We start from the raw sequence: 15240 nt of genomic DNA on the forward strand, positions 1-15240 counted from the left end.
ATCCAGCCCTCACCATCGCCGCTCAGGCCGCGAGCGGCAGCAAACAATGCGAACCAGGCAGCGTCCGATTTACCGGGAGCGGCAAAAAAAACGGCCCGAAGGGCCGTAAGTGGAACGTGTCATGCGGCGACAAGCTGCCGGGCCAGTGCGACCTCGACGGAATCACCGTCCTGGTTCAGGACATCGAGCCCGGATTCGGGCACGTCGCCCGAGGTGGACTGCGAGACCATGATCTTCTTGGCCATCAGCTCCAGGCAGGTCATCTGCGAGGAACCGGCGTAGCCGAGGTAGATCACACGCACGGGCTGCTTCTGCCCGATGCGCCAGGAGCGGCGTGCCGCCTGCTGGAGCGAGTACACGTTGTAGCCCGACTGCATGAACACGATCGTCGGGAACTCCAACAGGTCCAGCCCCGTCTTGACCAACTCGGGGTTGGTGATGAGCACGTCGATGCCACGGTCCAGTTGCTCGGCGATCCAGTCTTCGCGGCGGCTGGCATCCACGCTCGCGCGCAGCACCGCCACCTTGAAGCCTTCCTGCTCCAGCAACACCTTCAGGCGCGACGTGGTGTCGCGCGTGCCGGTATAGACCGTGTAGGCCAGGACCTTGCGGCCCTGCGCCTTCTCCTCTTTGCAGATGTCGATCAGCTCACGCTCCTTGGGGCTGATCTCGAACTCGTTGAACTGAGCCGGGACAAACGCCAAGGTGTTGCGCGTGCGCGGATGCACCACGGTCTCCGACCGGAAGCAGCAATCCGGCCAGGCCAGCAGCACGTTGAGGACCACACCCAGCAAGGTCGTATCGCGTCGCGCCAGAGCCTGTTTCAGCTCGGCGGTCAGCCGACCCGCCAGATCGCGGTAGGCCGCGGCTTGCGCCGTGTCCATCGCGACTTCACGGAACTCCTCGTCATACGGCGGCAGGACGTTGCCACCGATGTCCTTGAGCTTGAGAAAGATCGTGAACGGCAGGATGCAGCGCAGCACGCCCTTGGGCCAAACCCCGGGGCCTTGACCGTGCGCACCGATACCTTGGTGCCCTTGGCCGTCTTGTGCGCCGTGCCGGTGCTCTCGGAGTAGATGTCCTTCAACACCCCGTGATCGCGCATGAACGCCATCGCAGCCGAGGTCATGCTGCCGCTCGTGGTCGGGCGGTAGCCGTCTTCGATCATCCGCCCGGAAGGGCTCGGAACAGCAGGTGGAACAGGTCGTCCCCGTAGCCGCCCATCAACGTGCCGGTCAGCAGCAAGGTCTTGCGAGCCTTCGCCGCCAGCACGCCCATGGCCTGGCCCTGGGCACTGCCCCCGTTCTTGTACTCATGTGCCTCATCGGCGATGAGCAGGTCGAACGTGCCTTGCGGCAGGTAGCGTTTGATGAACTCGGACGGCTGATAGCCGCCCTCGCCAAAGCCGAACTCCATGTTGGCCATCGCACGTTCCATGCGCGTGGCCTGACGGTCGGAAAACACCAGCTCGCCGTTGCCATCCATGAGGTTGATGAACTCATGGATGTTGTCGCCGAGCATCGACGCCAGGAACCCGTCACCGAACTTTTGCATCAGCTTCTGCGCGGTGACCTCTCCGATGGTCGGTATGCGCTTTAAGGCTTTGAGCACGGCCGAGGACTGGTCGCTGCCGGACAGACTGCGCGGGCGGATCAGTGTCCACAGGGGCGCGGCGCAGTGGCCGCACTTCCTGCGGCACTCCTCGGCTTGGAGCGCGATCGGGTTGACCGGCTCGCCGTCGAGGTCGGTGATGACCGTGCCGCAGTCCGGGCAGGCCGCCACGTCGCCGTGGCGGGTGCGCCGCGTGGTGAAGACAGGCTTCCAGTGAAAGCCCATCCGCATCCTGACGCGCCCCAGGACGAAGAACTCCTGGCCCGTGGGCTGCACGCCCAACTGCTCGCGCAGCTTGATGAGCTTGACGAGCGTATCCGGCCCGTTGAGTACCCACACCTTGGCACCGGCCACCGTCTCCTGGATCTCGCGCCGCCACTTGTAAACCAGGTGGGGCGGCGACAGCACCAGAGTGCGGCGATAGCCTTCGGCGTTGAGCACGGCGGCCGTGGCAATGCCGACGGTCGTCTTGCCGCAGCCCATCTCGCCATTGACGATCGCAGCACGTTCGCCACGGTCGATCAGCAGCTCGGCGGCGGCGTGGACGACTTCGGCCTGGGCTGGGAACAGCTTGCGCTTGAGGCTGGCGACCACCAGTTGCCGGTGCGCCTGCGGTTGGCCGGTATAGACCGGCGGATTAGCGCTGTTGAGGGCGTCGAGTAGTTCGTCGCCGAACTCGCCGACAAAATCCTGAAGGCTCAGGGTCAGAGGGGAAGATTCCGCGTCGAGCAGTTCGCCCTGTACGGGCGCGGATTCAGCGGCAGTGGTTTCGAGATCGAGGGACATGGTGATGCTCCAAAGAAAAATGGGGCATGCACCACCCCCAGCGGGGCAATGGCATGCCCCGTGGTGGGAAGAGAATCGACGCGTGGCTGAGGGTGGTTGAAGGTGCTGGCCTGGGCGGCCCGCAGGTGAACCGTGCTCAGTCTTCGGACGGAAGCACGATGACGGTTGCGCAGCGCTGCGAATCGGTGACGATGCGAATGGCGAGCCCCGGATGGATCACGTAGTGCGATTCCAGCGACGCGCCCGATTGAAGCGCGCTGCTGTTCGTCTGCCATTGCTGGATGTTGACGTCGCCCCAGTCGCCACGGGTGTGGCGCCTGAAGTACGGGATCGGGTCCAGGCGACCCGCGCGGACCAGGCGGTCTACACCTCTGCTGAAGATGAGCGCCCCGATGGGGAACGCCAGCCGCTGGCAGTAGGTTTCGATGCGATGCGATGCCATGGGCTCCTCCTTGATGAGTCATTGAGCCACGACACCCCTGCCGGAGTGAAGTGGCTCCGTCAGGTGGATGAGGATGACGATGTGGGGCCTCAGATCAGGTCCCGCTCTTCGGGAAGCTGGACCACCGTGGTCTGGTGGTCCTCGCTGGTCTTGACGATCAGCGCCAGGTCCGGCGTGATCCTGAACTGCGAGATCATTAGGTTGTCCTGTTGGATCGCCACGTCGTTGGCTTGGCGTGTGGCCTCATCGATCTCGCCCCAGTCCCGCGCACATGGCGCTGGACATAGGCCAAGGGGTCGATCAGGCCTCGCCGGGCCAGCCAATGCACCTTCTCGCTCAACTTCAACGTACTCGGTGCGAACAACGGTTGCTTGTGCGGCGCAGGCCGCTTGAACGGATTGGGGATCATGGTGTTTCTCCTTCGAGTTGGTACAGCAGGACGGCAGCGCGTCCGGTGGATCAGCGAATGGTCAACACCTCGCCCCGTGTCGCGGAGCCAGGTGTCATGTCCCACGCGCGGATGACGGGAACGAACTTGTCGGTGAGGATGCGGGTCTCGGCGATGGAGCCGTCTTCGCGTTCGGTGAACTCCCGCTGGAGCGTCTTGTCCTTGTGGGTGTCACCTTTGACGACGAGCACGCGCCCGGTCTTGGAGCGCACAACCCCCGAGATCGCACCCGCGGCCAGAGCCAGGGCGAGATGCCAGCGGGACAAGGCCCGCGCCGGTGGACGCAGCGATTGCTGCGCAGCCCCAGGTGCGTGTCCTGCGATGGCCACAAGCCTTGCAGCCTGCCAACCTCATCGGCGAACTGCTCGGGCTCCATCGTCACGCGGAAGAAATGCTCTGGCTCGGCCGGGCTGGCGGGGACGATGTACGGCAGGAACGGCCACTCGCTCGGCAGTTCCTCGGCTTCGACTTCGCCTTGCCCTACCTGCAACAGCAGATTGCGCACGGCCTTGACGCCATCGGGCACCTGCTCGCGCTGGCGCACCCGGCGTCCGAAGATCACCACCTGCTTGAACTGCGTCTCCACCGCTCGGTAGATGCGCAGGTCCGTGTAGTGGCGCGTCAGCCAGCCGACCAACTCCGCGTCGAGCACGTAGCCGGGACGATGAAAACCAGCACGCCGCCGTATTGCAGCAGCGAGAGCGTGCGCTGGTAGAACAGCTTTTCAAGGCGGGCACGGCCCTGGCCCTGATAGCCGATGTTGCCGTTGACGTCCTTGGACAGGTCCCCATACGGCGGGTTGAGCCAGAGCAGCCCGAAGGACTGCTTGGAGACCATCGTGTCCATCAGGTCCGCGTGCAGGCAGTGATCGACCAGGCCGCGGGCATGGCGCGCCCGCTCCGCGTCGAACTCGACGGCGAACGCCTTTGCCTGCTCGCGCCCGAGGGCATGGGCGGCTTCGGCGATCGCCACGCCTTCGCCGGCGCAGGGATCGAGGATGCACATCGGCCCGTCGCTGGGCATCAGTGCGTTGAGCGCTCTTTCGAGCGTGGGTTCGTCGGTCGGGAAATATCCGTTCTTGACGAAATTGCGGGCGAGCCGCGGGAACATGAGGGCCATGGAAGTCTCCTGGTTGGCGGGGATGAAACACGGAAGTACGCCAAGGCGTGCCTCCGAGGGTGGGTCAAGCCGCTACCGCTTCCGGCGTCCAAATCTTGGCCGGATACGGATAGGCGGTGAGCGCGTCGCTGCGGATCAGGGAGCCGAGCGCCAGGGTCAGCGCCGGCACGTCGATGGCGAGCCGATGGCCTTCCAGCGGCCCGAGGGCGAACGGAAGGCGGGCCAGCATCTCGCGGGTTTGCAGCAGTTCCAGCACGGTCTCGCGCCAGTGATCGAGCAGCGGCAACGGGCAGGTGTCCCGCACCAGCATCCACAGGCGGTCAAGCCTGTGGGCGCTGTCGCGTGGCAGCAGTGCCAATGCGCTGGCGTTGGCCTTGTCGGGCTTGACGCAGCGCCGGTCGAACAGCCACACGTTGGACAGCGAGCCGAACAGCGTCCGCCGGTACGCGCGCGTGATGCGCTTTTCCAGGCGATCGACGTTGCCGATGAATACCGGGACGCTGCCGCCCTGGTCGGTGATGACGTGGAACTGGTCCAGTCCCTGCTCGTCGCGCCCGAGGGTCAGGCGAGCGAGGAACTGCTGGACGGCGGTGTCCCGCGCCCAGATGGACAGGAAGATCAGGTTGCCCTGGTCATCGCCGACGCAGGCGTCGGCCATCACGTCCGGGCATTCGTCGATGCGGTACAGCGTGGAAGAAGTGTTTGCGGGCATGGTGGTGTCCTCGGATGAACGGGAACAGCACCGCCCGCTGGGCAAGTACTGCCCCAGGGGGTGGAAGAAAACCGCTCAGTCCGGCTCGAACTGCCGGGTGTGCGGGTTGAAGTGAAGCGGCTCGTCCGCCGAAGTGATCGGCGTGAAGCCTTCCAGGTAGATGTTGTTGAGGTACTGGTCGCGGTAGGTCAGTGCCTGCCGTGCCTGGTCCTCGGTGAGGCCGTTGTCGATGAAGTACGCCAGCATTTCCTCGTCGGAGGACACTTCGTCGTTGGACAAACTCCCTTCAACGAGTGCCAGCAACGAGGGCGGAAGCGTTGCCAGGATCGGGTCCATGTCGGTTCCTCCTGGCTCAGGCCATCGACGCCGCGGCGGATGCCGCGGATGCCGTGGGTGTGCGCCGCCGGGCGTGGTAGGCGCGAACGCCTGCACGCCAGTCGGCGGACTGCTCCGGTGCGAGGTCCAGATAGGACAGCGGGCACGTGTAGTAGTACGGGTGCATGGACTCGTCCAAGGACTTGTAGCCCCACTGGCCGCCGCTTCGTTCAAGCAGATCGCAGCGGATGTAGCGCAGGGACTGGCCCGGTGCGAGATCACGATGCACGCCTTCGACCTTGGCGGTCACTTCGGCGACGGACCACAGCACGTTGCCGCGCAGGGTGTGAGCGATGACCTTGACGCTGGCGCGCTCGGTCTCTTGCGGTGCGATCAGTTCCGCGATCAGTTCGGACCGCGATTGGTTTGAGAAATACCAGCCCATGAGAGGCCTCCTCGAAAAGTTGAGCTGAAGGCCTCCCCGTGGGGAAGAACCCCAGCGGGTGATGGAATGCCGCATCTGCGGCGAAGGAACCTATGCGTCGCCCTCAATCCCAGTCGTCATCGTCTCGATCACAACCGGCCGGGCAGTAGCCGAACTCGATCCCGTGCGAGCAATAGCCATGCTCCGCATTCCAGTCCTGGGTTTCCTGCCGTTCGGCAGGTGTTGCGTAGTCCCATTCCTGGGCCGCGATTTCGAGAGCCTGAGCACGTTGCTCATCCGGCAAACGATTGGCCTGTGCGTCGATCGCCGAACTGAAGAGCGTCACGTAGTGGTCGTAGGACAAGCCGCAACCGCGCTGGGCGTGTGCGGCGGCCGCTTTGCAAAGGTCCCGCCACGCGGGTTCATCCAGCGTTGAACGCGGGGTATCGCAAGCGATGGTGGACATGATGGAGACCTCCAGAAAATGGCCAGGGCCTCCCCCGCATGGGAAAGGAACCCCGGCGGGTGGATGAAGAACACCGCGCATGCGGCGTCTGCGATCACGCAGGTTTTGGTTCGGCCTGGCGGCTCCACTCCTGCGTCTTGAAGTCCAGCGCGTAGCCCAGCTCGCCCAGGCGGGCGATCTGCGCGCGCAGGGTGCGGCGGTCGATGGTCGAATCCAGTTTCACGGACTCGCCCAGCGGCCACAGCAGGCCGAAGAGCGCGGCGTCACCGTCTTCGGTGCTGCCGGGGGCAGCGGCCGTAGCAGGCGGTGGCGCATCCACGCCGAAGGGCGTGGTATCGACCAGCGGGTCCGCGGACGCCTGCACGGGTGCGGGCTTGGCGGGCCTGGACGCTTTGGTGGGCTTGGCCGGCGTTGCCGCAGGCTGCGCCCCTTGCTCTTCATCGAGCGGATCGACGTCCTGGGTGGCGAAGCTGCGGGCTTCGTCGCGGCTGAGTTTGTCGATGCCGTTGAGCGTCATGCCGTCGAGGCTGGCACGGATCTCGAACCGCATGCCGCCGCCGACCGGATAGGACTTCGGGAAGATGTACCTGATGATGAATTCCCCGTCGTACTTGCCTTCGGGTACTGCTCCAGCTCCGGGTCTTTGACCTCGAAAGTACCGAGGTGCGTCGCGAGGCGGCCAACCGTGAACGGGCCGTTCTTGCCGCGGATGGTACGCAGCGTGAGCTGGCCGGGACGACGATGGGCGCAACAGATTTCTCGGAAGCCGATGGGGTTGCCATGATGGTTCTCCTGATGATGAATGACGGGCCGCCGACGGCACCCGGTGGATGAGAGGAAATGGCCTCGCCCGAGGTGGGCGAGGTCCGCGTGGCATCACGCCTTGAGCTGGCGCATGCCTTCGGCCAGCAGCCACAACGCCCGGTTCAGGCGCAGGTTCTGGTCGATGCCTTGCACCGGACGGGTGCGCTGATTGCGGCCGTTGGCCGTGCGTCCGTTCAGGCCCCCTTTGACTAGGTTCTCCTGGACGCGGTTGAAGACGGCCCACAGGTCGTTCTTGCGGTCGTCCCATCGCCGAGGGGCCAGCAGTTGGCTCTCGGTGACAGGCGTGGACTTGGCCGGATCGTCGTACTTGAGTGCGAGCGCAGAGTTCGCAAAGACCTCCGCTTCGCCCTCATCGAGGGTGATGGTGCGCATCGCATCGCGCGCGTTATGCACGCGCTCGAAACCTTCGAGGACTCCGTAGGCACCTTCGATCACCTGGCTGGCCACGTCGCCCTTGTGGGGAACGCGGATGTCTGCGGTGGTGTCACCGCAAACCAGGCCGTTGTGGCAGACGAACCGGAACATGCCGGCGAGCATCTGATAGCTGCTCGTGCCGTCATGGCTGTTGAGCAGGATGATCTCGTTCGCCTCGTCGCCGTTGATCTGGCTTGCATGGCGAAGTCGGATGAGGTGCTTCGTGTACTCGCGCCGGTCTTCGTTGCGCACGCGCGTCTGACACACCATGAAGGGCTCGAAGCCCTCCTGGCGCAGCTTGGTCAGCACGGTCGAGGTCGGTATGTAGGCATACCGATCGGACCGGCTCCCATGTGGAGCGTCGGCGAAGATCGACGGAACGACGGCACGAATGCGGTCGTCCGAGAGTGGGCGATCAGAGCGCAGGATCGGGGATTGCGGAGCAAAGCGGGATACCAGAGACATGGCTGATCTCCTTTGAGAAATTCGACAACCGCGTGGCCGTGAGACCACGCGGAACTCGGGGATGAAATGCGCAAGCACGCGTCCTGGGACGCGGCGTACGTGGGGAGGAAAAGCGACAAGGCCCCGTGAGAGGCCGTGCCGGATCAGAACGAAGCAGCCAATGCCGGCTCCTGCTCCTGGACTTGCGCCTCGGGCTCGCGCTCGGCGGGCTCGGTGGCCGTGTCGATGGCATCGTCGGCTTCGGACGCGGATGCGTCTTCGGCCGGCGGCGCCTCGGCTTGCGCCTGGCTCGTCGGATAGACCTGGGTGCCGTCGATCTTGATGAGACCGATGTGGACCAGCGTCGATTCCAGGCTGGCGGCCGGTTCCCCGGCGTGCTCACCCTTGGTGCGGATGTACGGATCGATCTTCATGTCGTTCAGACGGAAGGCGATCAGCACCTTGCGGTCACCCTCGACGGCCTGAACGCACCGGCGAACCAGGTGCTCGGCTTCCGGGGTGGCGACGATGGTGTCGAAGTACCGATACTCCGGTTCATCGACAGGCCCGGCCAGTGCCGCGACGGTGCAAGAGAGGAACGAGTCGCCAGCTTTTGGGGTGACGTCCTTCACACGATTGAGATAGCCGATGCCGCGGGTGATCAACTCGTGCTGCTCGATCGAAGCCAGTTCGGCCCGGTCGATCAGTTCGGCCTTGAGCAGTCGCGCCTTGAGGGACGCGGCGGCCTGACCCTTCTGCTCACCCTTGTCGCGGATGTACACATCGCCCCACAGGTCACCGAGGCGAAAGCGCACCAGCGGGCGCTGCTTGGGATCGTCAACGCCGATGTAGCGCTGAACGAGCTTCTTGGCCTCGGCACCCGAGACCTTGACGTCGAAGTAGCGGTAGCTGGGGTCCCGGGCGGGGCCGACCAGCGCGGCGATGGTGCATGCCAGGAAAGGCTGCGCACGGCGGCCGCCCCGGACGGGCACTTCACGGACACGCTGGATGTAGCCGATGCCCGAGGTGTGGAGGTCGAAATACGATTTCTCGTTGGACGTGGTGTTCATGGTGAATCTCCATTGGGATGAAGCGGAGACACACCGGCCCACGCATGCGGGGAAGGTGCGTGACCCCGCGGTGGGTTGATAAGGCGAAAGCATCCGCCACCAGAGGCTGGTGGCCGCTCGCGGAAGGATGCGGTGCGAGCTGGCTCGGTCACGCAGTGGGAACTGCGCCGCAACCTCGAAGACCGATGGTTGCCTGGCATGTCGCTGACGACGTCAGCAGGCATGGGGCCAGCATGGCGGGGCCTCGCGCGCGCGGCAGCAATCAATCGGCACCCGGGCGCTTCCCTTTGTCCGCGCCACCCGGCGCCTGTCACAGGCACTTGGCGCCGCGCAGGTGCTCGGGGTATCGGCGCGCGGACGGCCGGGACGGCTCCAGGCGCCGCCACCGCGCGCGCCGATCAGCCGCCAGCCGGCGGCGCGCAGGCTGGCGCCACCTTCGTCGGGCATGGTGTAGGTGAGCAGGCGTATGTAGCCCAGCGCCCTTGCCGCCTGCCAGGCCGCGCCGTAGAGCTTGCTGCAGGCGCTGGGTGTGCCGTCGGTGCACAGCCGCGTGACTTCCAGCGTCCAGGTGCCGCGCGACCGGGCGGCCGACAATGGCCACGCCGTGGATCAGGTCGCTGTCGCTCAGCGTGACGGCCAGGGCGAACTTCGCGCCCTGGACCGGGCGGTGGTGGCGATGGTGCGACAGAACGAATGCATTGGCCGTGCGCAGCGACACCGGTAGGAGGTGCAGCCTCGGCGAGGTCGATGGCGTGTTCATGCGGTTGTCTCCGGTGGCATGCCGGCGTTGTGGCCGGCGGGGCGTGCCTCGGCGGCTGGAGACAAACGCGCACGCGCGGCGATGGCGGCGGTGCGAACAAAAGAAGGCCCCGATGCGGGGCTGCGAGGCGGTTGCCGCGTCAGGCGGGAGGCACCACTGCTAAGGACAGGTGCGTGGCGGTGGCGGAAAGCACGAGATCGTCCGCCGAGTGCTGGAGGCGCGTGAACAGGCCGTCCTTCGGGTCGAAATACTCCGCGAAGTCATCGCCGCCCAGCTCGCGGCCGGCGAGGTGCCACCAGTCATCGAACGGGTCGGTGTCCGGGTTGCATCCGACGGCGTAGGCGAGCAGTGCCTGGCGCCCATCCGGGCGACGCTCCCCACGCTCGGCGAGGAAGTACACGCCCTGATCCTTGACCAGGACAATGCGGCACTGATTGGGGACGTCTCAGAAAACGGAAAAAATCGTACGCTAAGCCGGTTGCAGCGGTCGTAGCGGCCTGAACTTGCCCGCGCCGATCTTGGCGCTGCTGCGCCAGAGGTAATCGCCGGTCAGGTTGATGTGCTCCCAGCCCAGCGGCGACAGGTACTGCAACAGGGCGTCATCGACAGTCTGGCCGTGACCGCGTAAGGCGTTTGAGGCCCGTTCCAGATAGACCGTGTTCCACAACACTATGGCCGCCGTCACCAGGTTGAGGCCGCTGGCCCGGTAGCGCTGCTGCTCGAAACTGCGGTCGCGGATTTCGCCCAGCCGGTTGAAGAACACGGCGCGGGCTAGCGCGTTGCGGGCTTCGCCCTTGTTCAGTCCGGCATGCACGCGGCGGCGCAGCTCGACGCTTTGCAGCCAGTCCAGGATGAACAGCGTTCGCTCGATGCGGCCCAGCTCGCGCAGCGCCACGGCCAGGCCGTTCTGGCGCGGGTAGCTGCCGAGTTTCCTGAGCATCAGCGAGGCCGTCACCGTGCCCTGCTTGATCGAGGTGGCCAGCCGCACCTTGGCGTTGATCGCCTTGCCGGACGCCTGGAACTGCTGCTGATGCTTGTGCTTGGCAGCGTTGAACAGCTTGCCCAGGATGCGGTCGTGCAGGTCGATGATTTCGTCGGTGACGGTGGCCATGCCCTCGATGGCGAGCGCACCAGGGTCGCGTAGCGGCGCTGTGCCTCGAACTTGGCCAGATCGGCGGGCGTCATCTGGCCGCCTTCGCGGGCGATCTTGAGCAGGCGGTTCTGGTGCACCGACCGCTCGATGCCGGAAGGCAGGTCGAGCGCCTGCCAGGCTTTGAGGCGCTCGATGTGTTCGAGTATGTGGCGCGAGTTCGGCTTGACGGGCGACTGGCGCAGCCAGGCCAGCCAGGTCGTCTTGCCGTTGTCGTGGCGCTTGAGCAGATCGTCGAGGCGGTGCCGGTGGGTGGCCGACAGGGGATCGGACAAGGCCGCGTAGATGCGGCGGTTGGCGCGGCTGTAGGCGTTCATCGAACACCTCCCTTTTCCTCATCCGGCGCAACAGGACAGTTGCTTCACGTCCTTGTTGAAGGTCTGCGCCGCGAGCTTCAGTCCCTCGACCATGGTCAGGTAGGGGAACAACTGGTCGGCCAGCTCCTGCACGGTCATCCGGTGGCGGATCGCCAGCGCGGCCGTCTGGATCAGTTCGCCCGCTTCCGGCGCGACCGCCTGTACGCCGATCAGCCGCCCTGAGCCAGCTTCCGCCACCAGCTTGATGAAGCCGCGCGTGTCGAAGTTGGCGAGCGCCCTCGGCACGTTGTCGAGCGTCAGCAGCCGGCTGTCGGTCTCGATGCCGTCGTGGTGCGCTTCCGCCTCGCTGTAGCCCACGGTCGCCACCTGCGGATCGGTGAACACCACCGCCGGCATCGCCGTCAGGTCCAGCGCCGCGTCGCCGCCGGTCATGTTGATCGCGGCGCGCGTGCCGGCCGCCGCCGCCACATAGACGAACTGCGGCTGGTCGGTGCAGTCGCCGGCAGCAAAGATGTGCGGTGCGCTCGTGCGCATGGCGCGGTCGATGACGATGGCTCCCTGCGCATTGACTTCGACGCCTGCCGCTTCAAGGTTCAGGCTGCGCGTGTTCGGCGCGCGACCGGTGGCGACCAGCAGCTTGTCGGCGCGCACTTCCCCCTGCCCGGTGGTGAGCACGAATTCCCCGCCCGCATAGGCAACGTGGCTCGCCTGGGTGTGGTCCAGCACCTCGATGCCCTCGGCGCGGAAGGCGTCTGTTACGGCTTCCCCGATGGCCGGGTCTTCTCGGAAGAACAGCGTGCTGCGCGCCAGGATCGTGACCTGGCTGCCCAGCCGGGCGAAGGCTTGCGCCAACTCGACCGCCACCACGGAGGAACCAATCACGGCCAGCCGCTCGGGGAGCGAGCTGCTTTCCAGCGCCTCGGTGGAGGTCCAGTGGGGTGTGTCCGCAAGGCCCGGGATTGGCGGAAGCGCCGGGCTCGCGCCGGTGGCAATCAGGCAGCGGTCGAAGTTCACCTCGTGCGTGCCGCCGTCAGCGGTCGCCACGGTCAGCGTGCGCGTGTCCCTGAACCGGGCCTCGCCGCGCAGCACGGTGATGGCCGGAGTGCTTGCCAGGATGCCTTCGTACTTGGCATGGCGCAGCTCCTCGACGCGGCCTTGTTGCTGGGCCAGCAGCCGCTCGCGCAGTACAGCGGGCGCTGCGGCCGGCAGGCCAGCATCGAACGGGCTTTCGCGGCGCAGGTGGACGATGTGCGCGGCGCGGATCATGATCTTGGACGGCACGCAGCCGACATTGACGCAGGTGCCGCCGATGGTGCCGCGCTCGATCAGCGTGACGCGGGCGCCTTGCTCCACGGCCTTCAAGGCAGCCGCCATCGCCGCGCCGCCGCTGCCTATCACAGCCACGTGCAGCGCTTGTTCACCGCCAACATGCTTCGTTTCGCCACCGAGCCAGCCCAGCGCCTTGTCTAGCAGGCCGGCAGGCTTGTTCGGCGTGTCGGTAAGCCGTGCGCGATAGCCGAGCGTGGCCACTGCGGCAACCAGCGGGGCCACGCTCACGCCTGCATCCGCCTCGATTTCGGCCTGCCGCTGCGGATAGGACACCGAGGCCGCGCGCACGCCGGGCACGTTCGTCAAAGCCTGCTGGACGTGCTCGGCGCACGACGTGCAGGTCATGCCTTCGATGTGGAGGGTGATCGCCTCGGCCATGATTACGCCCTCACTGCTTGACGCTGGACGGGTAACCCGCGTTTGCGGTGGCCTTGGTCAAGGCGTCGGCATTGGTCTTGGCCTCGTCGAAGGTGACGACGGCCTCCCGCTTCTCGAAGCTGACTTCGGCCTTCTCGACGCCGGCGACCTTGGACAGAGCCGTCTTGACCGTGATCGGGCACGCGGCGCAGGTCATGCCGGGCACCGACAGGGTGACGGTCTTGGTGGCAGCCCAGGCGGGCGCGCTTAGAGCGGCGGCCAGGGCGATGAGGGTGGTGAGGGTGGTGAGTTTCTTCATGGTGATCTCCTTTCAGTAGAACAGCGGCAGGACGTAGGGAAACGCGAGGGCAACCAGAACCAGGGCGGCCACGATCCAGAAGATCACCTTGTAGGCAGTCCGCACTTGGGGCACGGCGCAAACGTCGCCGGGCTTGCAGGCATGGGCTGGTCGGAAGATGCTGCGCCAGGCGAAGAACAGCGCGATGAGCGCTGCGCCGATGAAGATCGGCCGATACGGCTCCAGCACGGTCAGGTTGCCGATCCACGCGCCAGAGAAGCCGAGCGCGACCAGGACAAGGGGCCGAGGCAGCAGGCCGAGGCGAGGACGGCCGCGACGCCGCCGGTCGCCAGTGCGCCGCAGCCGTTCTTGGGTTCCGACATAAGGTTCTCCTTCCGGGACTTCGCTTGATGCTGTAACGTTACTTCCGTAGTCAACTACGGAGTCAAGCGCCATGGAGAACGCTCAAGAGAATCTGACCATCGGGCCTTCGCCAAGGCAGCCCGGGTCAACGTGGAGACGATCCGCTTCTATCAGCTCAAGGGCTTGCTACCCCAGCCGGAGCGGCCCTACGGTCGCATCCGCCGCTACGGGCAGGCGGACGTGGCGCGGGTGAAGTTCGTGAAGTCAGCCCAGCGCCTGGGATTCAGCCTGGATGAAGTCGGCCAGCTCCTGAAACTGGAGGACGGCACCCATTGCAGCGAGGCGGCCGAACTGGCTGCTCACCGGCTGGCCGATGTGCGCGCACGCATGGCGGACCTCACGCGGATGGAAGAGGCCCTGTCGACGCTAGTGAGAGAGTGCAACGCGCACCATGGCAATGTTTCCTGCCCGTTGATCGCAGCTTTGCATTGCTGCTAAAGGGCCCACTTCGGCTCTTAGCGTACGATTTTTTTCCGTTTTCTGAGACGACCCCTGATTGGCGATGGCTTCGGTCAGCACGGGGCGCAGGTCAGCGCCTTTGAATCGCAGTGACATGGATGAAATCTCCTGTGTGGAAGAATGAGAAAGGCCTCCATCCGATGGGATGAAGGGCCTGTAGTGCACGCGGCCGGAACGGCTGGAACGCCGTGGCGGATGCCTCGGGTCAGCCGCAGGACCGCCCGGTTTCGCTGCGGGGCGTCATGCCGGGACGGCCTGGCGCTTGCGGGCCGCTTTCGCGTCGAGGATGCTCACGTCGATCTGGCGCCAGCGCCCGTCGTCGATGAGCCTCTCCAGCACTTCGCCGAGCATGTCGAAATACACCTCGTCGTGCCGATCGACCAGTTCGACCGATTCACCGTTCTGACGGTGCAGTTCCACCACGTAGGTGTCTCCGCCGCGGTCGTAGAGGATCGTCACCCGGCCCTCGAACTTCGCGGTCGAGACCGTGAAGCTGATCGCCGGCGGGGTCTCGATGATCTTGGAGGGCGTGGGATCGACCCAGGTGAAGTCGCGGGCACCGGCATCCACCAGCATGTGGGTGATGCGCCGGAAGCGATCGGGGCCGGCATCTCCTCCAACTGCTCGATGAGCTGGCCCAACTCCATGCACTGCGGCGTGGGAATGGGCAGCTTGGCCGGCGCCGAGCCGAGGATGTGCCTCGTGATGGTGTACGGCGTGCCGTCCGAAGTCTCCTCGGTGATGACCTCCGGCGTGTCCGCGCGCAGTCCGTCGAAGCGACGACGGGCATAGGGTTGGACATGCACCTTGGCGCCTTCGGCAGGAACCGTGGTCGCCAGGCTGGGATCGAGCACCGCGAACTCGGAAGGCTTGAGCTTGACGACGATGGCATCGTCGGTCGCGGCGACCACCTTGCCGTCGAAGGGTTGGGGGTCGATGGCGAAGCCCAGCGTTGAGGACAGCGGCTGATCATCGAACACGCGGTACTTGAACGACCGCACGTTGCGGGGCACATGGCCTGCGACCAGCGAAGGCATCATGGATTTGATGAGGGAACGATCCATGGGGAAA

11 protein-coding genes and 9 pseudogenes are annotated in these 15240 nt (G+C 65.6%); 1 reads left to right on the forward strand and 19 read right to left on the reverse strand.

Annotated features, from left to right (window positions below; translation table 11 throughout):
- Positions 1-119 precede the first annotated feature (119 nt).
- The 18 genes and pseudogenes from H9K75_RS19985 to merT all read right to left on the reverse strand — a co-directional run bounded on the left by H9K75_RS19985 (position 120) and on the right by merT (position 13670).
- Positions 120-2397: pseudogene (locus H9K75_RS19985) on the reverse strand (helicase-related protein).
- 136 nt (positions 2398-2533) lie between these two features.
- Positions 2534-2839 (reverse strand): hypothetical protein, encoded by a 306-nt coding sequence (locus H9K75_RS19990; RefSeq protein ID WP_003116817.1) that lies wholly within the window; start codon positions 2837-2839, stop codon positions 2534-2536.
- A 196-nt stretch (positions 2840-3035) separates the two neighbouring features.
- Positions 3036-3248, reverse strand: coding sequence for a hypothetical protein (locus H9K75_RS19995; protein ID WP_449757723.1), 213 nt, complete (start codon positions 3246-3248; stop codon positions 3036-3038).
- 50 nt (positions 3249-3298) lie between these two features.
- A pseudogene (locus H9K75_RS20000) lies at positions 3299-4406 on the reverse strand (DUF6094 domain-containing protein).
- Between the two features lie 64 nt (positions 4407-4470).
- Positions 4471-5118 carry a hypothetical protein gene (locus H9K75_RS20005; RefSeq protein WP_003116820.1) on the reverse strand — a complete coding sequence of 216 codons (648 nt, stop codon included), beginning with the start codon at positions 5116-5118 and terminating at the stop codon, positions 4471-4473.
- Between the two features lie 75 nt (positions 5119-5193).
- A complete protein-coding gene (locus H9K75_RS20010) occupies positions 5194-5454 on the reverse strand; it encodes a hypothetical protein (protein WP_003090124.1) in 261 nt (86 codons plus the stop codon).
- A 16-nt stretch (positions 5455-5470) separates the two neighbouring features.
- The gene (locus tag H9K75_RS20015; RefSeq protein ID WP_003116821.1) at positions 5471-5878 is read right to left on the reverse strand and encodes a hypothetical protein; all 408 of its coding nucleotides are present in this window, start codon (positions 5876-5878) and stop codon (positions 5471-5473) included.
- Between the two features lie 103 nt (positions 5879-5981).
- Positions 5982-6323, reverse strand: coding sequence for a hypothetical protein (locus tag H9K75_RS20020; RefSeq protein ID WP_003116822.1), 342 nt, complete (start codon positions 6321-6323; stop codon positions 5982-5984).
- A gap of 94 nt (positions 6324-6417) precedes the next feature.
- Positions 6418-7127, reverse strand: a pseudogene (locus tag H9K75_RS20025) (DUF3275 family protein).
- Between the two features lie 72 nt (positions 7128-7199).
- Positions 7200-8027 (reverse strand): DUF932 domain-containing protein, encoded by an 828-nt coding sequence (locus H9K75_RS20030; RefSeq protein ID WP_003116824.1) that lies wholly within the window; start codon positions 8025-8027, stop codon positions 7200-7202.
- A gap of 143 nt (positions 8028-8170) precedes the next feature.
- Entirely contained in the window at positions 8171-9076 is a 906-nt protein-coding gene (locus tag H9K75_RS20035) for a DUF3577 domain-containing protein (protein ID WP_003116825.1), read from the reverse strand.
- A gap of 213 nt (positions 9077-9289) precedes the next feature.
- Positions 9290-9836, reverse strand: a pseudogene (locus tag H9K75_RS24240) (XF1762 family protein).
- A 139-nt stretch (positions 9837-9975) separates the two neighbouring features.
- Positions 9976-10272: pseudogene (locus H9K75_RS20045) on the reverse strand (DUF3085 domain-containing protein); the annotation flags it as partial.
- A gap of 33 nt (positions 10273-10305) precedes the next feature.
- Positions 10306-10824: pseudogene (locus tag H9K75_RS25785) on the reverse strand (Tn3 family transposase); the annotation flags it as partial.
- Complete coding sequence (locus tag H9K75_RS25790; RefSeq protein WP_003098931.1) at positions 10788-11303, reverse strand: Tn3 family transposase; 516 nt, start codon at positions 11301-11303, stop codon at positions 10788-10790. The gene H9K75_RS25790 and the pseudogene H9K75_RS25785, both read right to left, overlap by 37 nt.
- 18 nt (positions 11304-11321) lie before the next feature.
- Positions 11322-13010, reverse strand: coding sequence for a mercury(II) reductase (merA, locus tag H9K75_RS20055; RefSeq protein WP_003098932.1), 1689 nt, complete (start codon positions 13008-13010; stop codon positions 11322-11324).
- 10 nt (positions 13011-13020) lie between these two features.
- Positions 13021-13308 (reverse strand): mercury resistance system periplasmic binding protein MerP, encoded by a 288-nt coding sequence (gene merP, locus H9K75_RS20060; RefSeq protein WP_003116826.1) that lies wholly within the window; start codon positions 13306-13308, stop codon positions 13021-13023.
- Between the two features lie 12 nt (positions 13309-13320).
- A pseudogene (merT, locus tag H9K75_RS20065) lies at positions 13321-13670 on the reverse strand (mercuric ion transporter MerT).
- A gap of 71 nt (positions 13671-13741) precedes the next feature.
- Between merT and merR the strand changes: the two are divergent.
- Positions 13742-14148, forward strand: a pseudogene (gene merR / locus H9K75_RS20070) (Hg(II)-responsive transcriptional regulator).
- A gap of 261 nt (positions 14149-14409) precedes the next feature.
- Here the strand turns inward: merR and H9K75_RS20080 are convergent.
- Positions 14410-15233: pseudogene (locus H9K75_RS20080) on the reverse strand (GTPase).
- Positions 15234-15240 lie beyond the last annotated feature (7 nt).

Source organism: Diaphorobacter aerolatus, assembly GCF_014489535.1.
Classification (GTDB): Bacteria; Pseudomonadota; Gammaproteobacteria; order Burkholderiales; family Burkholderiaceae_C; genus Diaphorobacter_A; species Diaphorobacter_A aerolatus.

Excerpts from the sequence above, each read along its gene's own strand:
- H9K75_RS19990 (WP_003116817.1), bottom strand. The coding sequence starts at position 2,839 with ATGGCATCGCATCGCATCGAAACCTACTGCCAGCGGCTGGCGTTCCCC.
- H9K75_RS19995 (WP_449757723.1), bottom strand. The coding sequence starts at position 3,248 with ATGATCCCCAATCCGTTCAAGCGGCCTGCGCCGCACAAGCAACCGTTG.
- H9K75_RS20005 (WP_003116820.1), bottom strand. The coding sequence starts at position 5,118 with ATGCCCGCAAACACTTCTTCCACGCTGTACCGCATCGACGAATGCCCG.
- H9K75_RS20010 (WP_003090124.1), bottom strand. The coding sequence starts at position 5,454 with ATGGACCCGATCCTGGCAACGCTTCCGCCCTCGTTGCTGGCACTCGTT.
- H9K75_RS20015 (WP_003116821.1), bottom strand. The coding sequence starts at position 5,878 with ATGGGCTGGTATTTCTCAAACCAATCGCGGTCCGAACTGATCGCGGAA.
- H9K75_RS20020 (WP_003116822.1), bottom strand. The coding sequence starts at position 6,323 with ATGTCCACCATCGCTTGCGATACCCCGCGTTCAACGCTGGATGAACCC.
- H9K75_RS20030 (WP_003116824.1), bottom strand. The coding sequence starts at position 8,027 with ATGTCTCTGGTATCCCGCTTTGCTCCGCAATCCCCGATCCTGCGCTCT.
- H9K75_RS20035 (WP_003116825.1), bottom strand. The coding sequence starts at position 9,076 with ATGAACACCACGTCCAACGAGAAATCGTATTTCGACCTCCACACCTCG.
- H9K75_RS25790 (WP_003098931.1), bottom strand. The coding sequence starts at position 11,303 with ATGAACGCCTACAGCCGCGCCAACCGCCGCATCTACGCGGCCTTGTCC.
- merA (WP_003098932.1), bottom strand. The coding sequence starts at position 13,010 with ATGGCCGAGGCGATCACCCTCCACATCGAAGGCATGACCTGCACGTCG.
- merP (WP_003116826.1), bottom strand. The coding sequence starts at position 13,308 with ATGAAGAAACTCACCACCCTCACCACCCTCATCGCCCTGGCCGCCGCT.